Origin of the sequence: Halobacillus mangrovi, assembly GCF_002097535.1 — a bacterium.
Taxonomy (GTDB): domain Bacteria; phylum Bacillota; class Bacilli; order Bacillales; family Halobacillaceae; genus Halobacillus; species Halobacillus mangrovi_A.
Genome location: NZ_CP020772.1, coordinates 1,225,001 through 1,246,008, shown reverse-complemented (window position 1 = coordinate 1,246,008; position 21,008 = coordinate 1,225,001). Strand labels below are relative to the sequence as shown.

Genomic DNA, 21,008 nt, shown 5'->3' with positions numbered 1-21,008 from the left:
CTAACTCTGGACGTTTTCTTAGATGATCTTTTGATTTTAGCTAACCATTTCTAATAATTGAGATTAGTCTAGTTGATTTTCATCGGTTCTTTAACTTACACCTTTACGAAATTTCATTCTCAAATCCATGAATTTCAAATGAATTAATCATCAACTTTATAAGATATGATCCAGTCTGAATAAGGTAGGTACTGAATGACAAATTGCTTATCGCGTAGATTTTCAACATTAAAATTACCGTTTACTCTAAATTCTTTACCATTTAGAGTAATATCTATTCCATTACCTTCATATCGAGAGGGGTTAACCTGTTTAACTTTAGACGGAACCCCCTTCAAAGTTTCATAGTCCTTATGAACATAATGAGGTAGATCTCTCAGATAGATGGACGATATGAGCGCACATGCAACACCAGCCAGTAAAAAAACCAAACGAAAGACTGACATTGGAGTGCCTCGAAATTTCTTCTTAATGTGCTTCGAATTTTTATTAAAAGATAATGAAAAAATAATCCATGTCATACTTGCAAGCGTAATACTTACAGTCAGTAGTAAGAAGTGATGGGTTGAACCACCGATGATTGTAGTAACAAAAGATATAGCAAAAATGATTAAAGATATAGTTGGAAGCAAAAAACCACCTCTATATCCCAATATACCAAGTATTTATGTGCTGAAAAAAGGTAATAAATACCACACTAAAGCGTTGAGGTAATCTTAAAAGATATTCCCCTGGTTTTTAAAAACAGCTTGAATCCTTGATCAATGGCTGTAATCAAATTCCTCTTTAAGCTCTTCCGTTACACTCTTAAAATCTGCTACAGAATTCCAGAAACCTTTGTCTATTTCTCCCTCTTCTAGAGAGCGACGAAATTCATGCCAAAAATCTACTTGTGCATGTTCAACCCTGTTGTTGAGAGATTCGTCATGGCGATATTCCTCTAGGTCTTCAACCACCTGTGTTGCTTGACCATCAAAAAACGATTTAAAAATCTGCATGTTTTTAGTCTCACTCATTGTGAAACCATCATTTTCCGCATTTTGAACATAGCTTTCTAGTCTATCGGAAGAATTCTCAAGGGAGGTGAGACTTTTGATCAGATCCTGTCTTTCTTCTTCTTGTTCTATCATATAGAAGCCTGGTATTGCCATGATCAATAAAACTACCACGATACTGACGATTATTTTATTTTTATTATTCAAGTAATCACCTCGCTGAAGAATTCTGTATTAGCTAGATTGATAAAGAAGAAGCCATGCAAGGGCAAAACTTATTTTTGTTAAGAGAATCGGCGAGAAAAAACTTTGTTGAAGACCTTGAAAGTAGAAATGCTCAATTTTTTCCAAATCCAGCTATACATTAACGAAAAGAAAAATGTTCCTAAAATAACCATACTATTAAAGTGCGATTTTATTGATGGTCCCAGTATCGAAAATTTCAACCCATATAATAATATACTGATACCTAGCGTTAAACATAAAGCTGCAAATGGAATAATAAAAATGCTTCTCTTAAAATACTTAAGACCAATGCCTAAACTGAGTCCTAATATCCCTGTGGTAAATATGAACACCAATAGCTCACTTGGCTGGAGAATTGCTAATAGAAATATGGTTACTAAATAAGTCATCACACCTATTCTAAGTGCCATTAAGCAGGCGAGTACAAGAGGACCAGTGCTCATCATGCTCAGTAAATAACCAACCCCAGTGAAAACCCCCGCAGATTGAAAAATAACGACTATCGAACCTAATAGGGCACCAACTACAAGCCGCATTGTCTTAGAATAATTGTCTATAGTTGGGATTAACTCATCTCTCCAAACATTAGAGGTTACTTTTTGAAAAATGGCCACATCTGACACCCCCATATAGGTAAATGCACGTAGAGACAAGTTGTCTCTTTTCTTGCTATTATCCTCATATTGATTCAAATAAGTTTTACCTCCTCCAACGCCCGCTTAAATAACTCCCTTAATTCCAAGGAATGAGTCTTCGTTTAATGTATCTGGAACGACTGCCTTGAAGACTCTGCGGCCCTAATTGGTACTATCAAAACAGATCTAGCCATATTCTTAAAAAAGAAAATAATTAGGAGGAGTGAAAAAACAGTTGAGAAAGATTAAGGTTAGATTGCGCCCTATTGTAGATAAGATAAATTTACCAACTGTTTTGAAAACGGCTATACTTCCAGGTGACACATTGGAAAGATTATTTATTGCAACTCAGGCAGGAGAAATTTTTTACATAGGAGACGGAGATATTAGGACTTTTTTAGATATTCGCCAGCGAATCATTAAGCTAGGGGGTTCTGGTGGCGGGTATGATGAGCGTGGATTGCTGGGACTAGCGTTTCATCCCGCATTTTTTTACAACGGGTTGTTATATCTTCACTATTCAGCAGCAGGAACACAAGGTCCAGGAGCTCTTCCTAAATCTTTTAATCCTGACCCATGTGACCCCGACACTTTAAATCTAAGGTGGACAAATAGGGGGACTCAATATGATCATATTGACACAGTGGAAGAATGGATTCTTACATCAAATGGTCAACCTCAAAAAAGACGGACACTACTTAATTTAAGAAGACCCTTTTCTAATCATAATGGTGTGAACAGCTTAAACTTTTCACCTGAAACAGGAAGACTTGTTTTAACGACCGGAGATGGCGGATCAGGCTATGATCCATTTAATTTAAGTCAGGATCAGATGGAAATCGCAGGTAAAATAATTGAAATTGATGTAGCTAAACATACATCTATCAATAATCCCCCCGTAGTCTCACGTTTTTATGAACTACCCATACCTATTCAGGAAACACTCACGGTCATTGCCAAAGGGGTCCGCAATATCCCTGGGATTTCATTTCAAAGAAATTACAATCAGTATATTAAATATGCAGGAAATGTCGGGCAGGATCTGGTTGAGTCGATCTTTTCGTTCGTCCATTATAAACCGATCCCGGTTACTCAGCTTACTCAAACTTCTTTAATGGAACCCGCTCCCGATGAAGAAGGAGTTATTAACTTTGGTTGGCGGGGATGGGAAGGTTCTTTTCCTACTTCGATCATAAGGGGCTGTTCTGCAAATCCCAGTTTGGATCAGAAAACTATCGCTTTTTACAATGAAGCAGTTAAAACTTCAGTAAAGAGAATTCCACCTTTAATTAGTTATTTCCATCAAGATTCCCGTCCTGATAAGTTTAAAGGAACTGCACTTACAGGAGTTCAGCCATATACGGGAAACGGGATCCCTGCTTTAACGGGAAGTGTCGTATTTACGGATCTTCTTCGAAGGGAAGACTCTCAAACTCAGAATAAAGGGGTGCTAGCTTATACCCGGGTAAGACCAGATTGTGAACGAAATGATTTTAGTGTTATTGAAACCGATTATAATTTTGGGGCTCAACCTTCTTATTATGTTAGTTTGGGAACGAATCTAGACCAATCCAGATTATATTTAGGGGTTTATAGCTCTATGAAAGTGACTGATCTTAACCAGGGCAGTATTTTTGAGATTATTCCTTGATGGGCACAAATAAAATATAAATGATTTACGTTGTGAGATAATTTTCAATTCAACACGATGAATATTTTTTTATAAATAAACTCGTAAAAACCAAAAATTTCTTCATATAGATTGGGATTCTCCTTTTTGATTTCGTACTTCTTGTCTGTTGCCCCCCTTTGGTCGGTCTACTCTAAAAAATATTTCCGCTCAGGCCGGCCCACTTTCCCGTAACGCATCTCTGCTTTTCCTTCATCAATCGAAATCAAATATTCTAAATACCTTCTTGCCGTGGTCTTAGAAGCCCCCATTTTTTCACTCGTCTGTTCAGCGGTCATTCCCTCTGGCGTTTCAGCCAGCATGGTTCTCACTTTATCGAGCGTTAAGGGATCGATACCTTTAGGGACAGACTCTTCTTTCTTAACTGCTGTTTTCCTCCGCCCAATCAGCTGATCCACCATCGATTGATCGAAGTGTTCAGTAGAATTCATCATCGTGCGTTTTTGCTTGTATTCCTCAATCGTCTTATGGAAACGCTCAATGGTGATCGGCTTGATGATATAGTCGATCACACCATAATTTAGGGATTTTTCAATCATCGCTTTATCATTGGCGGCGGTAATCATAATGATATCTACACGTGGATGATGTTCTCTTATTTCATGTAGCAAGTCCGTTCCAAGGCAATCAGGCATGTACACGTCCAACAGCAATAAATCAGGATTTTCCTCCTTAAGAAGGGCTAGAGTCTCTTTCGCATTCAAGGCTTTGCCGACCACTTGTACTTCATCAACACTCGCTAAAAATTTTTCATGTAGCTGAGCCACACGAAAATCATCTTCAGCAATGACGACACGGATCATGAAGATCCTCCTTTCTCCTTAGGGATAAATATTGAAAATACCGTTCCTCCACTTTCTGACTTTCCAACTTCTAAGGATCCACCTAATTCGCTCACAATATCGTCTACGTTAGAAAGCCCAAAGCCACGCTGATCCCCTTCTTTCGTTGAAAATCCTCTCATAAACAAATACGGCATCATGCTTTCACGAATGCCTGGTCCTGTGTCCGAAACTTCAAATACGATCTCCCTGCCAACATCGGTCGCAAAGAACGTTACTTTCTTCTCCTCTTGGTCCATGACCGCTTCAAATGCATTATCTATAATATTTCCGAGGATCGTCACCAGTTTGGAACGGTTGATATGAGCAGGAATAACGTCCAGGAAAGATTCTTCATCAATGGTAAAATTGATTTTTTGCTCCGATGCTTTGCTGATTTTCCCTAACAAAATAGCTTGTACCGTATCGTCTTTAATCTGGTCGAATAAAATCCTGTTCTGGTCCTGGGAAGTTTCGAATTCACTCTGAATCATTTCGGTCGCTTCGTCATAGTTACCGAGCTGCAGCAGCCCTAAGATCACATACATTTTATTCGTATACTCATGCGTTTGCGCTCTAAGATCCTCGGAATACCTTTTCACCTCAGACAAAGCATTCACCATTTCACGGACTTCCGTCTTATCTCTGAAACTTGCTACAACTCCGACAACTTCTCCATCCTCGAAAATCGGCTTTCTGTTAACGATGACCACCCGTTTATTCAGCGTCATCTCCTGATCACTTTCCGGGAGCCCCGATTCCAGTACTCGAAGCATATGGGTGTTCGGAAATACCTCCTCTACCGACTTTCCTTTTGTGTCAAACTCAATATCAAGCATTGTCATGGCAGATGGGTTCATCATCGTTACAAGCCCGTTTTGATCGATCGAAATGATCCCCTCTTTGACTGAGGAAAGAATGGCTTCGCGATCGCGATATAACGAGGAAATTTCAAAAGGTTCCAAGCCTAAGGTATCTTTTTGTATGCTTCTGGCTAACATAAAGCTCCCTAACGCACCGAGCATCATGACGGCTACTGCAACTCCCGCTATATCCGCTAGCTTAGAAACAAACGCCGAATTGATATCTTCAATTAAAAAGCCGACAGACACAATCCCAATGATCTCTCCGTCATCGTTAAATATAGGAGCCTTACCTCTTAAGGAAGGACCAAGAGACCCTTTCGCTTTGGATATGTAATACTCCCCACCTTTAAGGGCTTTTTCATTATCGCCCCCGACCATGCGCTTGCCTATTTTCCACGAATCCGGATGAGCATAACGGATGCTGTTATTATTACCGACGACAACAAATTCCGCGCCTACTTCTTCTTGAATATGAAGGGCGATCGGCTGAATGATTTTAGAAGGATTTTCGCGCTCAAACGCTTCTTTAATCGTCGGCATAAAGGAAACGGTCGTCGCCGCTTGCAAAGCGAGCTGCCCCATCTTTTCCTCCGTCTCTTCCTTTTGCCAATAAGCGAAGATTCCGGCAAGTAAGATCGTAACAGAGACAATAATAATGAAAACCAAGCCTAGTATTTTAGTTTGCAAGGATACACGGAAGCCTTTTGACATGGTGAGAGCTCCTTTTATGTAAACGTTATCTTCCAAATATCATAACATACTAGATTGGTTATATATAAAAAACCCGGCCACGGCCGGGTTTTCATTGCAGAGTTTTCAATGTTCGCCGATATATGTGATTTTTCGCTGGTATAAATCAGCGTTTGACGATATAAATCAGCGTTCGCCGATACCAGCCAAAAATTCGCCGATAACCGCTTCCCAAACTTATAGCGCCTTCACCAGTCCCCCATCAACTACAAGCGCTTGGCCAGTCATGTACGTATTCGCACCAGACGCTAGAAAAACAACCGCTTTGGCAAACTCTTCAGGCTCTCCGTACCTTCCCAACGGAATCGACTGCTCTGTTTTCTCCCTCAACTCAACCGGAGACAGACCCAACTGAGCCGCCCGCTTCTCATCAAGACTTGCGACGCGGTCTGTGGCAATACGCCCTGGTCCAACAGTGTTGATTAAGATATTATCACTCGCAAGCTCCTGTGAGAGACTCTTCGAAAGTCCCACGATTCCTGAACGAAATGTGTTCGACAAAATTAAATTGTCTAACGTTTGCTTAATAGATGAAGAAGCGATATTTACAATTCTGCCGCTCTGCTTAGCTCGCATCGACGGCAGAACTTCCCGAATCGCTCTCGTAAAGCTTAATAGATTCAGTTCGAACGCATTCTGCCAATCTTGATCAGAAAAATCATCAAACGTACCCGCTTTTGGACCTCCTGCATTATTGATTAGAACATCAACGGTTCCATGAAGCTCGATCGCTTTCTGAACTAGTTGAACGAGGTCATCTTTTTTCGTTACATCACAGACTTGATACTCGACATATTTGTTTCCGCTCACTTCCTGAATTTCAGCTTTCGCTTTTTCCAATTCTTCTTCACTTCTGCTGGAGATCAGCACCTTGGCTCCTTCTTTAGCAAATTCAGTACTGATTGCTTTTCCAAGTCCTTTACTTGAAGCAAGTACGATTACGGACTTATCTTGTAACTGTAGGTCCATCTCATTTCATTCCTTTCTATTAATCTTTTAGATCTTTAACAGGATTACGTAAGGGAACAAACCCATCAATCTCGCATTCTATAAGATCTCCATCCCTGATTACGACTGCACCTGGAGTTCCTGTGGAAATGATGTCCCCCGGGAGTAACGTCATCACTTTTGAATGAAAGGCAACTAGATAATAAGGGTCGAAGGTCATTTTTTTAACCGTATTGGTCCGATGAGCTTGTCCATTGATCTTAGTCGTGACCTTCAACTCCATAACGTCTGTAATCTCATCGGGTGTCAAAAGCTGAGGACCGAAGCTGAAAAACGTATCAAAGCTTTTCGAACGTGTAAGATATCTTGGATTTCGTCTTAAGATGTCTTCGGCTGTCATATCGATAATAGTCGTATAGCCCGCAATCACATCACTCGCCTCATCTTCAGAGACGTTCTTACACTTTTGACCAATAATAACCCCTAATTCTGCTTCTGCAGTCGTCCTCATCGATTGTTCTGGAATACAAATCGTATCTTCATAACCGATGATCGACGTGTCCGGCTTCATAAAGCTGGCGGGTTCACCCTCGGGTGCTTTTTCGTCGAGATCAGACGCATGATCCACGTAGTTCAGCCCAATTCCCCAAATCTTTCTTGGATGCCGGTATAACGGGAGATACTTCTTAGGCTTCACTATTTCAACCTGCGCCTGGTCCTGTTGCTCCCACCATGTTTGGAACGGCTTAAAACTCTCTGGTTGGATGAGATCAAAAAATTGGTCTGGCCATGATTCTCCACATTGTTGATTGATCGAACGCATTGGAAAAACCATGCCTCTATCAGCCACTACAGCTGCTTGCTCTTTCCCATCATATTTTACATTTGCCAAACGCATCCCTCTTCACCTCTTTCTATTAAAGTGCGGAACGTTCCTGCTGAAACCCTTTTGTATTTTTTAAATTCGTAAAAAGTACAAGCGCAAACACACCAAGTCCAATTAAATCAGTGACAATACCTGGGTAGATAAGCAACAGGGCACCGATACCTGCAAGCACTCGTAACCATCCTGGTACACCCTGCTTGAAGTATCCCTCAGCCATGATCGAAAGCAGGAGAACTCCAATAAGGGAGGTGACTGTAATCGATACAATATTTATAAAAGTGGCATCGACCATTAACATTTCGTGGGAAAATACGAACATGAACGGGACAATAAACCCGGCAATCGCAAGTTTCATCGCCTGGAAACCTGTCTTGTTCGGATTCCCGCCAGCGACCCCTGCTCCAGCAAAAGCTGCCAAAGCTACAGGTGGAGTGATGTTCGCAAAAATACCGAAGTAAAAGACAAACATATGCGCAACGAAGGTTGCTGTCTCTGTAGAACCAGCGATTTCCCTATACAAAGGAAGCTGTAATAAAATGGGTGCTGCCATGGTACTTGTAATGATATAGGTAGGGATACTCGGTAATCCCATACCTAAGATAATCGAAGTGATCATGGTAAGGACTAAAGTGATCAGCAACTGAATCAGCGGGCTGTTAACGGCACTTCCGATATTGACGATACTGTTTGCAATCTCCAGGGCCACACCAGTCAAAGATGCGATTCCGACAACGATTCCAACAGCTCCACAAGCAATCGCGACCGGAACCGTAGTTTTGGCGCCGTCTTCAAGAGCTTTGAGGCAGTCCATGATTCCGACTTCATCACCCTTGATGTTCAGCCATTTTCTCCATACATTAATCACAAGGGGAATGGCTAATATAATTAAAAGCTCCCACCAGTCACTTCTTACTTTTGGAAGACTAGCTCCTGTCAGCAATGCTGATAGTTGAGGTTGGAAGATCAAATACAGAGAAATCGCTACAATGACAGGCAGCATGCGCTTTGAACCCGCAATAACGATGGTAGCTATAATAGACCAGAACGCTGCGTAAAAAGGTGTTTTTCCAGAGAAAAGCAAGTAAAGTAACGTAAGCATAGGAATGATCAAGTGGCCTCGTTCAGCAATTACTTCTCTCAAGGAAGGCAGCTCACTCTTCGGAAGCCCCCGAAGTCCACGTTTTGCCGCACGAAAGTGCACTTGCAAAAGAATCCCGATGTAAAATAAGAGCGCCGGAATAATTCCAGCCAAAATAATTTTTGTATAGGCCACATTCAAATTTTCAGCCATAATAAAAGCGGCCGCACCCATGATCGGTGGGAGAATTTGTCCTCCTACACTAGCGGCAGATTCAACAGCCCCAGCAAAGTTCTTGTTGTAACCGATCTTTTTCATTAGAGGAATGGTAAATGTTCCCGTAGTTACAACGTTTGCAATAGCTGAACCATTGATTGAACCTAAAAAGCCACTGGCAATGACCGCTACTTTTGCAGGTCCGCCTTTTGTATGGCCGGCAACCGCCAAAGCCAGGTCATTGAAAAGCTGCCCCATCCCTGATTTACCGAGAAAAGCCCCGAATAAAATGAACAGGATAATATAACTGGCAGATACCCCAACAGCTGTTCCTAAAACACCTTCTGTAATGAAAACAAGTTGGGAAATAATTTGTTTAGCAACACTTGTAACAGTTGCTACATTCATTTCAGGATAGATCGACAACTTTACGTAGAATCCATAGATTAAAAAACCAAGTCCTAGTAGGGACAGCCCCCATCCTGTCACTCTTCGGGTGATGTCAAACAAAAGAACAATGATTAAAATCCCTACATAAAAATCCGTATCATTGATTTGGCCGCCCGATTGGATAATCCGCTCCGCAGTCATTAGCATATAGACAGCCACGAATAAAGATAACCCAGCCGTTATGTAGTCAAAAATCGGGACACCTTTATTCCCTTTCTTCTTCATAAATGGATAAAGAAGAAAACCCAACGTCATTAAGGTGTACAGGTGAATACTTCTCTGTTTTATATCAACTAAGGAACCTGCGTAGGATGTGTACAAATGAAATAAGGATAACGCAATCGCTAATACGGAAACGGTTAGGGCAACTGGTTTTGCTAACCCTGTTCTAGTTGTACTTTCACGATCATAACTTTCCGGGTCTTTCACTTTCTTCTTCATGGTTGATCACCTCATCTTTGCAGTTATGTACTCTTTTAACGAATACAGTAAAGAATAATTCTTAACAGTTAGTTGATAGGAACGATTTGCTTTTAGTGGAAGGGTGGTATCCTTCTCATAGATAAACCGATGATTTGTACTCTTGCCGCTTCTAATGGACAGCTGTTTTCCTATCACTCGATTAATTTCGGTCATATAAACCCAGCCGTCTTTAATATAGGTGTCCTCACCTGTATCATTTGGGACGCCTGCTCCAAATGTCTTGAACCGGGTCCCGCTCAGTTCAATTTCCTTGTTTTTCAGGACAAACATCTCTTCCCAATCCTCTTTTTCAACCGAATGCTGCCACCTAATAGAAAATTCGGCTCCGTCTTTATACGGAAAGAAAGCTTGTGTTTCCCCCTCTGATGTAACCGTTAAGGCAGGAACTTCAATCACTACTAATAATAGAAATCCAATGGTAAGCATGCTTGTCAGCGCTCCGATTATTTTCAACTTCATCGAATAAAAAAGGGCACCGATTCGATGCCCTATTTCCCTTACTCTAAAATGCCTTTTTCTTCATAAAATTTCTTAGCACCAGGGTGAAGAGGTGCGATCAGTCCTTTGGCAATTTCATCGCGTCCAAGCTGCTTCAAAGCTCCTACAGATACTTCTTCTGTTCCAAGATATTCGTAGTAGCGTTTCGTCATATCATAGACGACGTCTTCACTTAAGTCTGGAGAAACGATAATCATATTCTGGATTCCTACTGTTTCTACTGGCTCTTCCAGGTTATAGCGAGCTTCATCACCAGCTTCGATCGTATTAGCTTTGTAGAACGGATATTTTTCCATTAGTTTCTCAGCTGTTTCTCCATTGATCTCTACAAAATTGATATCAGTTTGCTGCATCAAGTCCGTAATATTGCTGTTCGGTACGCCGGAAGTAAAGAACGCCGCATCCAAGTTTCCGTTTTTCATCTCCTGTACACTATCTGCATAACCCGTGTGAGTTACTTTTCCTAGATCATCATAAGTCAAATCCACGGCTTCCAATACTTTCTTAGCACTTTGTTCTACACCTGAACCTACTTTTCCGACTCCGACTTTCTTGCCTTTTAAATCTGCGATGGATTTGATTCCACTATCTTTCAGAGCTACAACTTGGACAACGTTTTGATACATTCCAGCCATAGCCTGGATATCTACAGCGCTTCCTTCAAATTGCCCTTTTCCTTCTAGTGCATCGTATCCAACATCACTCATAATGATCGCCATCTGATTTAAGCTATCTTTTATGTTTTGAATGTTAGCTACAGAAGCACCCGTTGATTCAACTGTAACGTTGTCGATACTGTCACTTTCTTCAAACACTGGCTTCAAAGCCCCACCGATCGGATAGTATGTACCTGACGTCCCACCAGTACCAAATACGATAGACTCAGAACCAGAGCCTCCTGAACCTGAAGCTTCTTCTGAACCACCATCACTGCCGCAAGCAGCTAAGATCATAACTAGCACTAAAGTAAGTACAAACGATAAACGTTTTATCATGTAATAACCCCCAAGATTATAAATTCTATAATCATGGTAACGCTTACACAATGTTTTTAGAATATTATGAACATAATGGACATTTTGGTCTTTTTGGTCATAAAAAAGAGACTTTCCATTGACACAGGAAAAGTCTCAAATTCTCATTAAGTAACGGTTCACAGGGCGGCCTACCCCACCATATTGAATGTCTATATCTACTTCACCATTTTTCTGGAGATAATCCAAATATCTTCGCGCTGTCACTCGTGCAATTCCAATCCCATCAGCTACTTGCTCAGCTGATAAAGCATCAGATTGTTGGTTGAGGAAGGTAGTGATTTGTTCCAACGTTTGCTGGTTCAATCCTTTAGGTAATTCCTTTACCCCGCCACTTTCTAACTGATTTGTTATTAAATGATCAATATGCTGCTGTTTCATCTCCCCGCTTCCACTCATTTTTAACCGATAAGAACGATAGTTCATCAAGGATTGCTGTAGTCGTTCAAACTTAAAAGGCTTAATGATATAGTCTTTAGCTCCATGCTGAAACATGGAACGAATTGTTTCTTTATCGTTGGCAGCAGTTATGACGATGACATCAATATCAAAAGCATGGCTGCGAATTTCTTTTAATGTATGAATGCCATCTTGGCCAGGCATATAAATATCCAGGACAATCAAGTCTGGAGCAAGCTGGTTAGCAAGTTTTACTCCCTCTTTGCCATCAGAGGCCGTATCCACAACCTGAAAATTTGGAACTCTTTCTATGAATTGACGATTTACTTCTTGAACCATTGGATCATCTTCAATTAATAGTACTTGAATTACCGGTTGTTGGTTGCTCATATCTATCCTCCTCGATCATCATAGGAATGGTTATAACAACACTAGTTCCTTCATTCTGTTGAGAAATGAGTTCAATCTCTCCTAACCCTTTATCTACAATTTTCTTCACCAAATATAGTCCAATCCCTGAGCCATTATCACCTTTAGTCGTGAAACCTCTGTCGAAAATTTTGGATTGTTTCTCTTCCTGAATTCCTTTTCCATTATCTTCGACACAGATCTGGCAAGCGGCTTCATCCTGTACAAGAAAGATATCAATCCATTTTTGATCTCGTTCTATATCTTCGAATGAGTGAAAGGCATTCTCGATCAAGTTTCCCAGGATAAGAACGAAATCATGGTGGTCCATTAAGGGTGGATAATGTTTAAGTTCACTCTGTTCGTCAATATTGACTTCTATCCCTAACTCTTTCCCGCGACTCACTTTACTCAGTAATAAGCCGGATAAGCTATAATCTCGCAAGTTTTTCACAAGAAAATTTGATAGCTGCTCCTGCTTTTCAGAGGTTTCAAATACGAAGTTTAGGGCTTGCTCCTTTTTATCCAGTTGAATCAGTCCAGCTATGGTATGTAATTTGTTAAGGTGTTCATGATTTTGAACTCTTAAAGCATCTACAAAAGCTTTAACTCCAGTTAATTCCTCAGCAAGTTTAGTCACATCTGTCCGATCTTGAAAAATAACAACCGCTCCGATTGTATCATTGTTCACACGTACCGGGATTTGAGTGCTCATCACCAGCGTACTTCCTAACCGTAATTCTTTATTGTAGACAGCTTTTCCAGAGTTGAGAACTCCGCCTAATTTTATATCAGGGATCACTTTTTCAATCTGTTGTCCCGTCTGATCTCCTGCTATTCCCAGTATCTTACTAGCTTTATCATTCATAATCGTAATTCTGCCTTCATTATTAATGGCCACAACTCCTTCATTCATAGCTTGAAAGGTTGCGGTTCTTTCCACAAGAAGCTGTACGATTTCATGAGGCTCCAATCGATACGTTTGTTCTTTTATGTGTCTTGCAAGCAGCCAGGATCCGGTCACGCCAAACAATAGAGTTAAAAAAAGAACAATAAGAATTTCGTTTTTCATGTCATTCAACACGTCTAAAAAGGAAGGAAGAAGATTACCAACAATGACGACACCAATTTGCTCATGTTCTTCATTCATAACAGGCACAAAAGCTCTTACAGCAACCCCCATTTCACCCTCAGCTTTGGAAGTATAGCTATGTTCAGCAAAAGCAGGTCCTTCATCTTTCCCAGAAGATAGAGTCCCTAACTTATCATCAATCGGGTGAGAGAAACGCACGCGGTTCATATTCAACACTACGATGTAGTCCGAATTGTTGATCGTCCGTATCCTCTCAACCATAGGATTAATCTGTTTCCAACCTTCCGATTCTGTAAGGTTCTCTTTTAAAGCCGGTAAGTTTGCAACCGTCCTGCCTGTGATCAATGCGTGGTCTCCTAGAGATTCTTCTTTAGATTCTATGGTTTTTCCTATGATAATAATGCCGCCAATCACCACAGAAAACAGGACAATCCCAAATGATAGAATTGTAATTTTCCAGCGAATCGGCATTTGCTTCAGTGACATGACTGACCTTCCTTCCTACTCTGCTATCTCTAGTGTATCACTTAAAACGAATCCTATGTTACACTGTTGGAAACGATTGCAAGGGGTTGTTCCGTTGAAAACCGTCGCAGCTATCAGTCTATTTATTTTCACTGGAATATTCACAGCTCTATTCATTGGATTCGACTGGAGTGAAGCTAAAGATTCCGTTGAGTATGATGATGAACAGGAAGGCATTCAACAGGAGGTAGTTATTAAATTCAGCCATGTCGTGGCAGAAAACACTCCTAAAGGAATTGCAGCCAGAAGATTCGCTTCTCTTGTGAAAGAACGGACAGAAGGAGAAGTGAAAGTTGAAATCTACTCGAATGCTACCCTTTATAATGATCAAAATGAATATACGGCATTAAAAGAAGGTCATATTCAAATGATCGCTCCCGCTACTTCAAAACTGACAGATTATTTCCCTAAATGGCAAGTTCTCGATTTACCTTTTGCTTTTCCTACATATGATGCTGTAAAGGATGCCTACGAAGGAAAAATAGGACAAACCCTACTTGAAGAATTAGAAGAAGATCACTTAAAAGGAATGACCTTTTGGTACAGTGGATATAAACAAGTGACCAGCAGTGAAGAACCTCTTTTAAACCCTTCGGACTTCAACCGGACACACTTCCGCATTATGCCGAGCCCAGTCATTCAATCACAATTTAAAGCTTTAGGGGCAAGTACGAGCGAACTTCCTTTTAATAAGACGTACAAAAATCTGGCTGTAGATTTTATCAATGGACAAGAAAACACCGTCTCAAACATTTACTCCAAAAAGCTCTACGAGGAGCAAGACCATATGACAATCAGCAAACATGGGTATTTAGGGTATGTAGTCCTTATGAATGAACAATTTTGGGAAGAGCTCTCAGAAGAAAATCAGGAAGTGATCCGTAAAGCCCTTCAAGAAACAACCGATTGGATTCGAAGACATTCCATTGAAATGAATGATGCGCACCTTCGTCGATTGAAACGTAATGAAGCCATTGAAGTTCACTATTTAAGCAACAAACAAAAAGAGCTATGGAAACAAAAATTAGAAACCGTTTATAATAAAGCAGAACCCGTTATCGGAAAATCCTTAATCAATGAAGTAGAAAGAATCCAAGAAAGCTATCAATAAGAAATCTGGAGGAAACGAACTATGAAAACAGTTTTTGTTGCAGGACACTCAAAGCTACCATCTGGAATGGCAGCCAACCATATCTCCGAATCTCTAACTCTCACTTTAGAAGTCGATAAAAAATACGGTGTCATTGTGGATGCTTCTTGTACACTAGCGACAGAGCATGGAAGGAAATTCGTTAAGTCGTTACTTAAAGGCTATAGTTTAAAAGATGGTACGGAGGAGCCGATCGCAAGGCTCAAAGAGGGTTATTTAGGGAAAGCAGGTAATGCCTTAGAAGCTGCATTGAAAGATTCGTACAAGCAATACCAGCTCTATCAATAAAAGGTGTTATGCAAAAGAGGCTGGGACTTATCTTAAAGCATCAACCTAAAGAACAACTAAGGAGAAGGAAAATTAGAAGTAATCGATTGCTCCGAATGACCGCTTCGGAAATACACTCCGCTGGTGGTTTAAAATGCACATGTTGCGCTAGTCTACCCTAAAAAATCCGAAAGATGGTGTGAAATCTTATCATAAGATTTTCACCATCTTTCGGATTTTAGAATGGTTAAGAACTTTTCCCAACCCTTTGGTCTACCCTACTTTAATTTCAGTAACCAGTGTGTCAGGAATTTGTCGGGCAATTTCCTTTCCTATCTCAAGTGAGGCTGTTGCCGCAGGAGAAGGTGCGTTGCACACGTGTATAGAACGCTTCCCGCGGATCAAGTGAAAGTCATCGACTAAACGACCATCTTTCAGCATAGCCTGAGCCCTCACCCCGGCCTCTGTTGGGATAATATCATCGGCTTCAATTTCAGGTACGAGCCTCTGAAGACTCTTTACAAAGCTTTGCTTATGAAACGAGCGAACCATTTCCTTCATTCCCTCTTTCATATTGGCACCAGCCATTCTCCAAAAACCTTGAAAGGAGAGAACCTCTGCCAGATCCCTTAGGTGGATATCTGTTTTCCTATATCCCTCCCGCTTCAGACTTAACACAGCATTCGGTCCTGCATGTACGCCTCCATCCATCATTTTCGTCAAATGAACCCCTAAGAAAGGAAACGCAGGATTAGGAATCGGATAAATCAACCCTTTTACTAGATGTTTCTTTTCTTCTTTCAGCTCAAAATACTCTCCCCGAAAGGGTACGATTTGTAACTCAGTATGAATTCCAGTCATGCGCACAAGGCGATCACTATGAAGACCAGCGCAATTGATTAAATAACGCGAATGCAAGGTCTGCTCTCCTGTATCAACGGCTACTTCCCCTTTGTTTTCATTGATATCTACCACTGGGGAACCCAATAAGATTTCAACTCCCGCTTCTGTAAGCAGCTCGGCAAGTTTCTCACTGACTGCTTTGTAGTTCACGATCCCCGTTTGAGGAACCCTGAGACCAGCAAGCCCTGCTGCATGTGGTTCAATTTCTTTTAGTTCTTCTTTGTTAATTTTCTGTACGTTTAACCGATTTTGCTGAACCCGTTCGTAAAGAGCTTCCATACGGGGCAGTTCTTCTGGTTCTGTGGCGACAAGAACTTTTCCGCAGACTTCATGAGGGACATCGTGAATCTGACAAAACTCCACCATGGAATCTCGCCCCTGTATAGCCATCCGTGCTTTCAGACTTCCTGGTTTATAGTACACACCAGAATGGATGACTCCACTATTTCGACCTGTCTGGTGCGCAGAAAGCTCCTGTTCTTTTTCAACCACGACCATTTTAGCTCCTGAATTTTTTTGTATAAGAGCATACGCGGTAGACAGTCCTACGATGCCGCCTCCGATAATCACATAATCATACATTCCATCAACCTCCTGCTACTGAACGAAACGTCCTCTTTGACGAAGTAATTCTCTATGCAGCTCTGTATTTTTTTCAAACCCTGCTCTTCCATGTAACCAGAAACGATTATTCAACATAACAAGATCTCCTACTGGAAGCTCTAATTCAATCAAGCCTGAAGAGTTTTCCATTGAGTGAGATAGGTCCTTCAAATACTGAGCTTGCGCAATTGTCTCAGGATAAACAAATTGATCAATAAAGCAAATGCATGGCTGGTTATTCCATTCATAAAACGTTTTCCGCTGAACATCCTCGGATACATTTTTGCTCGCCGGAGCCTTGTAAGTGAAAGGGTAAGAAGCCATAGGGTGCTGATAGAATTGATCAAATTCTTCCCACTCATCAAGGTGTAGGAGTCGAGAACTTCCTCCTACGGCATTGCTTTCTTCCATTTTCATCATCAGCAGCCAATCGGTGGGTTCATCCACATAGGTCCCGTCCGTATGAAGCGTAAACCTTCTATAGGCTTGTCGCAGATAAGAGTCACTGTCGTCTGTGTGCTTAACGGAAAAACGTGCGTAATATTTTTTGGACATTGCATCAAAGTTCGGAATTCCTGCGATATGAGTTAGTGCCGTTGAAAACTTGACGTAATCCTGATCATCCGTCGTTCGACCTCTTAACCCGACCGTAAAACCTCCAGAGTTTCGATCATGAAGAATATGACGCAGCGTTTCGCCGAACTTATCATCTAATAGTCTTAGTAACGTATCCGCTGTCATTAGACGTTGGTACGGGATATATTCCAGCTGTTCATCACTAATTCCTTTCACTTCTTCGAGAAATTGATCAATGACTTGTTCCTCTAATTCAATATGATAAAGTCTGTCGTGCTCGGGATGGGGCTGAACCTTATATCCTTTTCCTTCGTATGATGATAGCTTTTCTTTCTTCATTTCAACTGTACTCATAATGATTATCCTCCATAATAAAGTATTGTTTACATTTTCTTATGGGCCCATAGAAATCAAAAAAGCCAGTCTTCCCCCTTAATGGGAAAACTGGCTTTAAGCTGTGTTGAGAGTTTCTGGCGCTCAGAAACAGGACAGCTTTACAGTTAAGATATTGATTTTTCACATAAAAGTGGATGTACAACCGGATTTTGAAAGGGGAATCCTTTCTAAAGGGTTGCTTTCTAAAACTCATGTTATAACTTTTAAAATTTTCTGTCAATACCTTTATTCGTATCCTCACCCACAACCTTCTGGCGTTAAGAACATACATAGTAAGAAAATCATTTTCCTAAGAGCATAAATTTGTCTATTTTAAGACGATAATGTTTGGAATATTTTTGATTTTTGGTGTATGTTTGTGAATAAGAAAGAAAATTCTGTCATTTTATTTTAGTTTCTTAATAAATTAAAGGGGGATGTTGAGGTGCGTCAACGAATTTTTGTAAGTGTGGTGGCCTGTCTTCTAATGGTTATGATGGGGACTGGAACAATAGCTGCAGACAAGAAAAACGACTACTTTGTAAATGAGGCGAAGCTTCCGTTTAAAGCTCTTGATGGTATGGAAACTGAACGGTTGTGGGGAGTACATAATGGAGCAGGCTATCGAATAGAGGTTCCAGAAAACTGGAACGGTGATTTAGTCCTCTATTCTCATGGATACCGTAATGAAGAAATTAAAGAATTAACCGTAGATACCCCTTCTAACTTACGCAGATCTATTCTTGAAAATGGATATGCCTGGGCAGCATCTAGTTATAGTAAGAATGGTTACGAGGTTAAGCAAGGGGTAAAAGACACTCACGCACTTGGTGAATTCTTCAATGGAAAAGTAGGGAAAGCAGACAATACCTATATTGTGGGGCATTCCATGGGTGGCCATATTACCGGAGTATTGGCTGAACAATTTAAGAATACCTATGATGGGGCGATGCCTATGTGCGGGGTCATGGGTGATAATGAGTTATTTGACTTTTTTACAGATTATAACCTTGCTGCGCAAGCACTGGCTGGAGTTTCCACCCAGTTCCCTGCTCCTGCTGATTACCAAACAACGTTCGTTCCTCAAATAAAAGAAACGCTCGGACTGAACTCTGGAATGTTGACAAGTGAAGGGAAAAAACTTCGTGACCTTACGATGTATTTATCTGGAGGGGAACGGCCGCTTTTTGGGACAGCGTTTGCTAGTTGGAAGGATTTCCTTTTCACCCTCTACCGTGAGGATCCCTCATATGGAACCCAGGGAAATCTAATTGATAATACGGACTCTATCTACCAATTGGATTCTCTTCCAGAGCTATCCGAAGAAGAACGAGAGCTTGCTCGTTTGATTCCTGATATTACAGCAGACCCACAGGCAAGAAATGAAAATGGGCTAGCTAAAATTCCCCACCTCTCTGGCGATATCAATGTACCAGTCATAACATTGCATACGATTGGAGACTTATTTGTGCCTTTCTCAATGGAGCAGCTTTACGCGCAAAGAGTTGCAGAAAACGGAAAGTCAGATCTGCTTGTCAGTCGGGCTGTAAGAGCGATTGGACACTGTGAATTTACACCTGCTGAAGAGACTAACGCATTCACTGCCCTAGTCGAATGGGCTGAAGGCGGTGAAAGACCTCAAGGTGATCAAATCTTAGATCCTGATATTGTTAACAATGAAGACTTTGGTAGTGAATTCACTTCTCCTTTAAGAGGTTATGATCCCTTAAGGAATAGAAACTAGTGGCTAGATATGTAAATGTTCTAAATGCAACTATGAATGGTAGAAATTTAGAAGAGAGAAAGTTGATTTTAATAGGAGAGTAGATGATGTAATTCATTAAGCATGGAAACCAATAGACGGTCACAGTTCAGTCGAATTGTGACCGTTTTAATTTTACCCTGGAATTTTTGTTGTATAGCATTATAGAGAAAACAAAAAGGCAACTCTTCAATAAGCTGCCTTTTGCAAAAACTCTTAAATTTCCTGTGAACAACTCTTTAAATATTACCTAAAAAAATGGCACCATATACAAGCGATCCCAAGATAACAAATGCCGGGTGCACCTTCATTTTTTCCAGTAAAATAAAACTGGCTACAATTAAAAAAGCGGTCTGAAACAGTCCACTTGCCTCATAGGACGTATTGAAAAATTGAAAAGCCATGATTCCAAGCAGCACAGCGATTGCGGGACGAATTAAGTTCGTCATCGTTTTTACCCGTGGGGAATTCTTAAACTTAGCCAGAAGACTTAATAGTAAGATCATTAATATTAACGAAGGAGCGACAGTGGCAAACACACCAACGACAGCTCCTAAAATACCGGCCTGCTGGTATCCGATAAAGCCAGCCATTTTTGTTGCAATCGGTCCGGGTAAAGCATTCGCCATCGCCAGCATTTCACTGAACTCCGTGACGTTCATCCAGCCAAACCGATCGACCACTTCATTTTCAACCAGTGGAATAGAAGCAGGGCCGCCCCCATAACCAACGATTCCGGGTATAAAAAAAGCTACAAATATATTCCACAGCTTCATGATGATTGCTCCTGTCTATTAAAGGTGACATCTTTCTTTTTCTTCGGACGCAAAAGTGCATACAGAAGCAAAGCGAAAATAATGATACCAGGGTGAATCCCTGCCCATTCAATTAATGCCAGGGATCCTAATCCTAAAATGATAGAAGCGGTCCATCCCATGTTCACCTGTGCCTTCTTAAAAAAGTCATAGGTTAGCTTTGCCAGCATCACGCCCACGACAGGGATAACAGCATTGGTCATCCCGTTCACCCATGGTTGATTTCGAAAGCTGTTGAGCGACGTAATCAATACAATCATAATAACTATTGTCGGAAGAATGGTTGCCATGACCGCATTCAACATGCCAATAATGCCGGAAACCCGGTATCCAATATAGCCGGCCATTTTTGTTGCGATGGGTCCCGGAAGCGAGTTACCGAGTGCAAGAACATCGCCAAAATCATCGTCTGACAACCATTTGTATTTTTCCACCACCTCTTTGTGGACGAGTGGAATGGAAGATGGCCCTCCTCCATAACCAAGCATTCCAACGCGAAAGAAAGCTATAAAGAGATTCCATTGCTGCATTCCCTC

Annotated in this window: 20 protein-coding genes; 4 read left to right on the top strand and 16 right to left on the bottom strand. The window is 41.0% G+C overall.

Features of this window, described 5'->3' with window-relative positions:
* Positions 1 to 143: 143 nt before the first annotated feature.
* The 3 genes from HM131_RS05985 to HM131_RS05975 all read right to left on the bottom strand — a co-directional run bounded on the left by HM131_RS05985 (position 144) and on the right by HM131_RS05975 (position 1,933).
* Positions 144 to 632: a hypothetical protein gene (locus HM131_RS05985; protein ID WP_085028891.1), complete on the bottom strand. Its 489-nt coding sequence runs from the start codon at positions 630 to 632 to the stop codon at positions 144 to 146.
* A 129-nt stretch (positions 633 to 761) separates the two neighbouring features.
* The gene (locus HM131_RS05980; protein WP_085028890.1) at positions 762 to 1,202 is read right to left on the bottom strand and encodes a hypothetical protein; all 441 of its coding nucleotides are present in this window, start codon (positions 1,200 to 1,202) and stop codon (positions 762 to 764) included.
* Between the two features lie 77 nt (positions 1,203 to 1,279).
* Positions 1,280 to 1,933 carry a hypothetical protein gene (locus HM131_RS05975; RefSeq protein ID WP_085028889.1) on the bottom strand — a complete coding sequence of 218 codons (654 nt, stop codon included), beginning with the start codon at positions 1,931 to 1,933 and terminating at the stop codon, positions 1,280 to 1,282.
* A gap of 178 nt (positions 1,934 to 2,111) precedes the next feature.
* On the opposite strand from HM131_RS05975, the gene HM131_RS05970 reads away from it, so the two are divergent.
* Complete coding sequence (locus tag HM131_RS05970) at positions 2,112 to 3,527, top strand: PQQ-dependent sugar dehydrogenase (RefSeq protein WP_085031833.1); 1,416 nt, start codon at positions 2,112 to 2,114, stop codon at positions 3,525 to 3,527.
* A gap of 167 nt (positions 3,528 to 3,694) precedes the next feature.
* On the opposite strand, the gene HM131_RS05965 is transcribed toward HM131_RS05970, so the two are convergent.
* From HM131_RS05965 to HM131_RS05925, 9 genes are all read right to left on the bottom strand, one after another.
* Entirely contained in the window at positions 3,695 to 4,369 is a 675-nt protein-coding gene (locus tag HM131_RS05965; RefSeq protein ID WP_085028888.1) for a response regulator, read from the bottom strand.
* Positions 4,366 to 5,964: an ATP-binding protein gene (locus tag HM131_RS05960; RefSeq protein ID WP_085028887.1), complete on the bottom strand. Its 1,599-nt coding sequence runs from the start codon at positions 5,962 to 5,964 to the stop codon at positions 4,366 to 4,368. The genes HM131_RS05965 and HM131_RS05960 overlap by 4 nt, the downstream gene beginning before the upstream one ends.
* 216 nt (positions 5,965 to 6,180) lie before the next feature.
* Positions 6,181 to 6,972: an SDR family oxidoreductase gene (locus tag HM131_RS05955; protein WP_085028886.1), complete on the bottom strand. Its 792-nt coding sequence runs from the start codon at positions 6,970 to 6,972 to the stop codon at positions 6,181 to 6,183.
* A gap of 19 nt (positions 6,973 to 6,991) precedes the next feature.
* Complete coding sequence (locus HM131_RS05950; protein WP_085028885.1) at positions 6,992 to 7,849, bottom strand: fumarylacetoacetate hydrolase family protein; 858 nt, start codon at positions 7,847 to 7,849, stop codon at positions 6,992 to 6,994.
* Between the two features lie 19 nt (positions 7,850 to 7,868).
* Positions 7,869 to 10,022 (bottom strand): TRAP transporter permease, encoded by a 2,154-nt coding sequence (locus HM131_RS05945; protein ID WP_085028884.1) that lies wholly within the window; start codon positions 10,020 to 10,022, stop codon positions 7,869 to 7,871.
* Between the two features lie 6 nt (positions 10,023 to 10,028).
* On the bottom strand, positions 10,029 to 10,523 hold the full coding sequence (locus tag HM131_RS05940) for a DUF1850 domain-containing protein (RefSeq protein ID WP_085028883.1): 495 nt from the start codon (positions 10,521 to 10,523) through the stop codon (positions 10,029 to 10,031).
* A 38-nt stretch (positions 10,524 to 10,561) separates the two neighbouring features.
* Positions 10,562 to 11,557, bottom strand: a complete 996-nt coding sequence (locus HM131_RS05935) for a TAXI family TRAP transporter solute-binding subunit (RefSeq protein ID WP_085028882.1) — start codon at positions 11,555 to 11,557, stop codon at positions 10,562 to 10,564.
* Between the two features lie 135 nt (positions 11,558 to 11,692).
* Positions 11,693 to 12,385 carry a response regulator gene (locus HM131_RS05930; protein WP_085028881.1) on the bottom strand — a complete coding sequence of 231 codons (693 nt, stop codon included), beginning with the start codon at positions 12,383 to 12,385 and terminating at the stop codon, positions 11,693 to 11,695.
* Positions 12,345 to 13,982, bottom strand: coding sequence for an ATP-binding protein (locus HM131_RS05925; RefSeq protein WP_198162732.1), 1,638 nt, complete (start codon positions 13,980 to 13,982; stop codon positions 12,345 to 12,347). Before HM131_RS05925 ends, HM131_RS05930 begins: the two co-directional genes overlap by 41 nt.
* A 94-nt stretch (positions 13,983 to 14,076) precedes the next feature.
* Here HM131_RS05925 and HM131_RS05920 point away from each other — a divergent pair, with 94 nt between their 5' ends.
* Complete coding sequence (locus tag HM131_RS05920) at positions 14,077 to 15,132, top strand: DctP family TRAP transporter solute-binding subunit (protein ID WP_085028880.1); 1,056 nt, start codon at positions 14,077 to 14,079, stop codon at positions 15,130 to 15,132.
* A gap of 21 nt (positions 15,133 to 15,153) precedes the next feature.
* Positions 15,154 to 15,459, top strand: a complete 306-nt coding sequence (locus HM131_RS05915) for a DUF3870 domain-containing protein (RefSeq protein ID WP_085028879.1) — start codon at positions 15,154 to 15,156, stop codon at positions 15,457 to 15,459.
* 252 nt (positions 15,460 to 15,711) lie between these two features.
* Here the strand turns inward: HM131_RS05915 and lhgO are convergent, their stop codons facing one another.
* Positions 15,712 to 16,923, bottom strand: a complete 1,212-nt coding sequence (gene lhgO / locus HM131_RS05910; protein ID WP_085028878.1) for an L-2-hydroxyglutarate oxidase — start codon at positions 16,921 to 16,923, stop codon at positions 15,712 to 15,714.
* A gap of 15 nt (positions 16,924 to 16,938) precedes the next feature.
* Positions 16,939 to 17,874, bottom strand: a complete 936-nt coding sequence (gene glaH, locus HM131_RS05905) for a glutarate dioxygenase GlaH (protein ID WP_085028876.1) — start codon at positions 17,872 to 17,874, stop codon at positions 16,939 to 16,941.
* A gap of 466 nt (positions 17,875 to 18,340) precedes the next feature.
* Between glaH and HM131_RS05895 the strand changes: the two genes are divergently transcribed.
* Positions 18,341 to 19,639, top strand: a complete 1,299-nt coding sequence (locus HM131_RS05895; RefSeq protein ID WP_085028872.1) for a hypothetical protein — start codon at positions 18,341 to 18,343, stop codon at positions 19,637 to 19,639.
* Between the two features lie 257 nt (positions 19,640 to 19,896).
* Here the strand turns inward: HM131_RS05895 and HM131_RS05890 are convergent, their stop codons facing one another.
* Together HM131_RS05890 and HM131_RS05885 are read right to left on the bottom strand one after the other, a co-directional pair.
* The gene (locus HM131_RS05890; protein ID WP_085028870.1) at positions 19,897 to 20,433 is read right to left on the bottom strand and encodes a chromate transporter; all 537 of its coding nucleotides are present in this window, start codon (positions 20,431 to 20,433) and stop codon (positions 19,897 to 19,899) included.
* Complete coding sequence (locus HM131_RS05885; protein WP_085028868.1) at positions 20,430 to 21,002, bottom strand: chromate transporter; 573 nt, start codon at positions 21,000 to 21,002, stop codon at positions 20,430 to 20,432. The genes HM131_RS05890 and HM131_RS05885 overlap by 4 nt, the downstream gene beginning before the upstream one ends.
* Positions 21,003 to 21,008 lie beyond the last annotated feature (6 nt).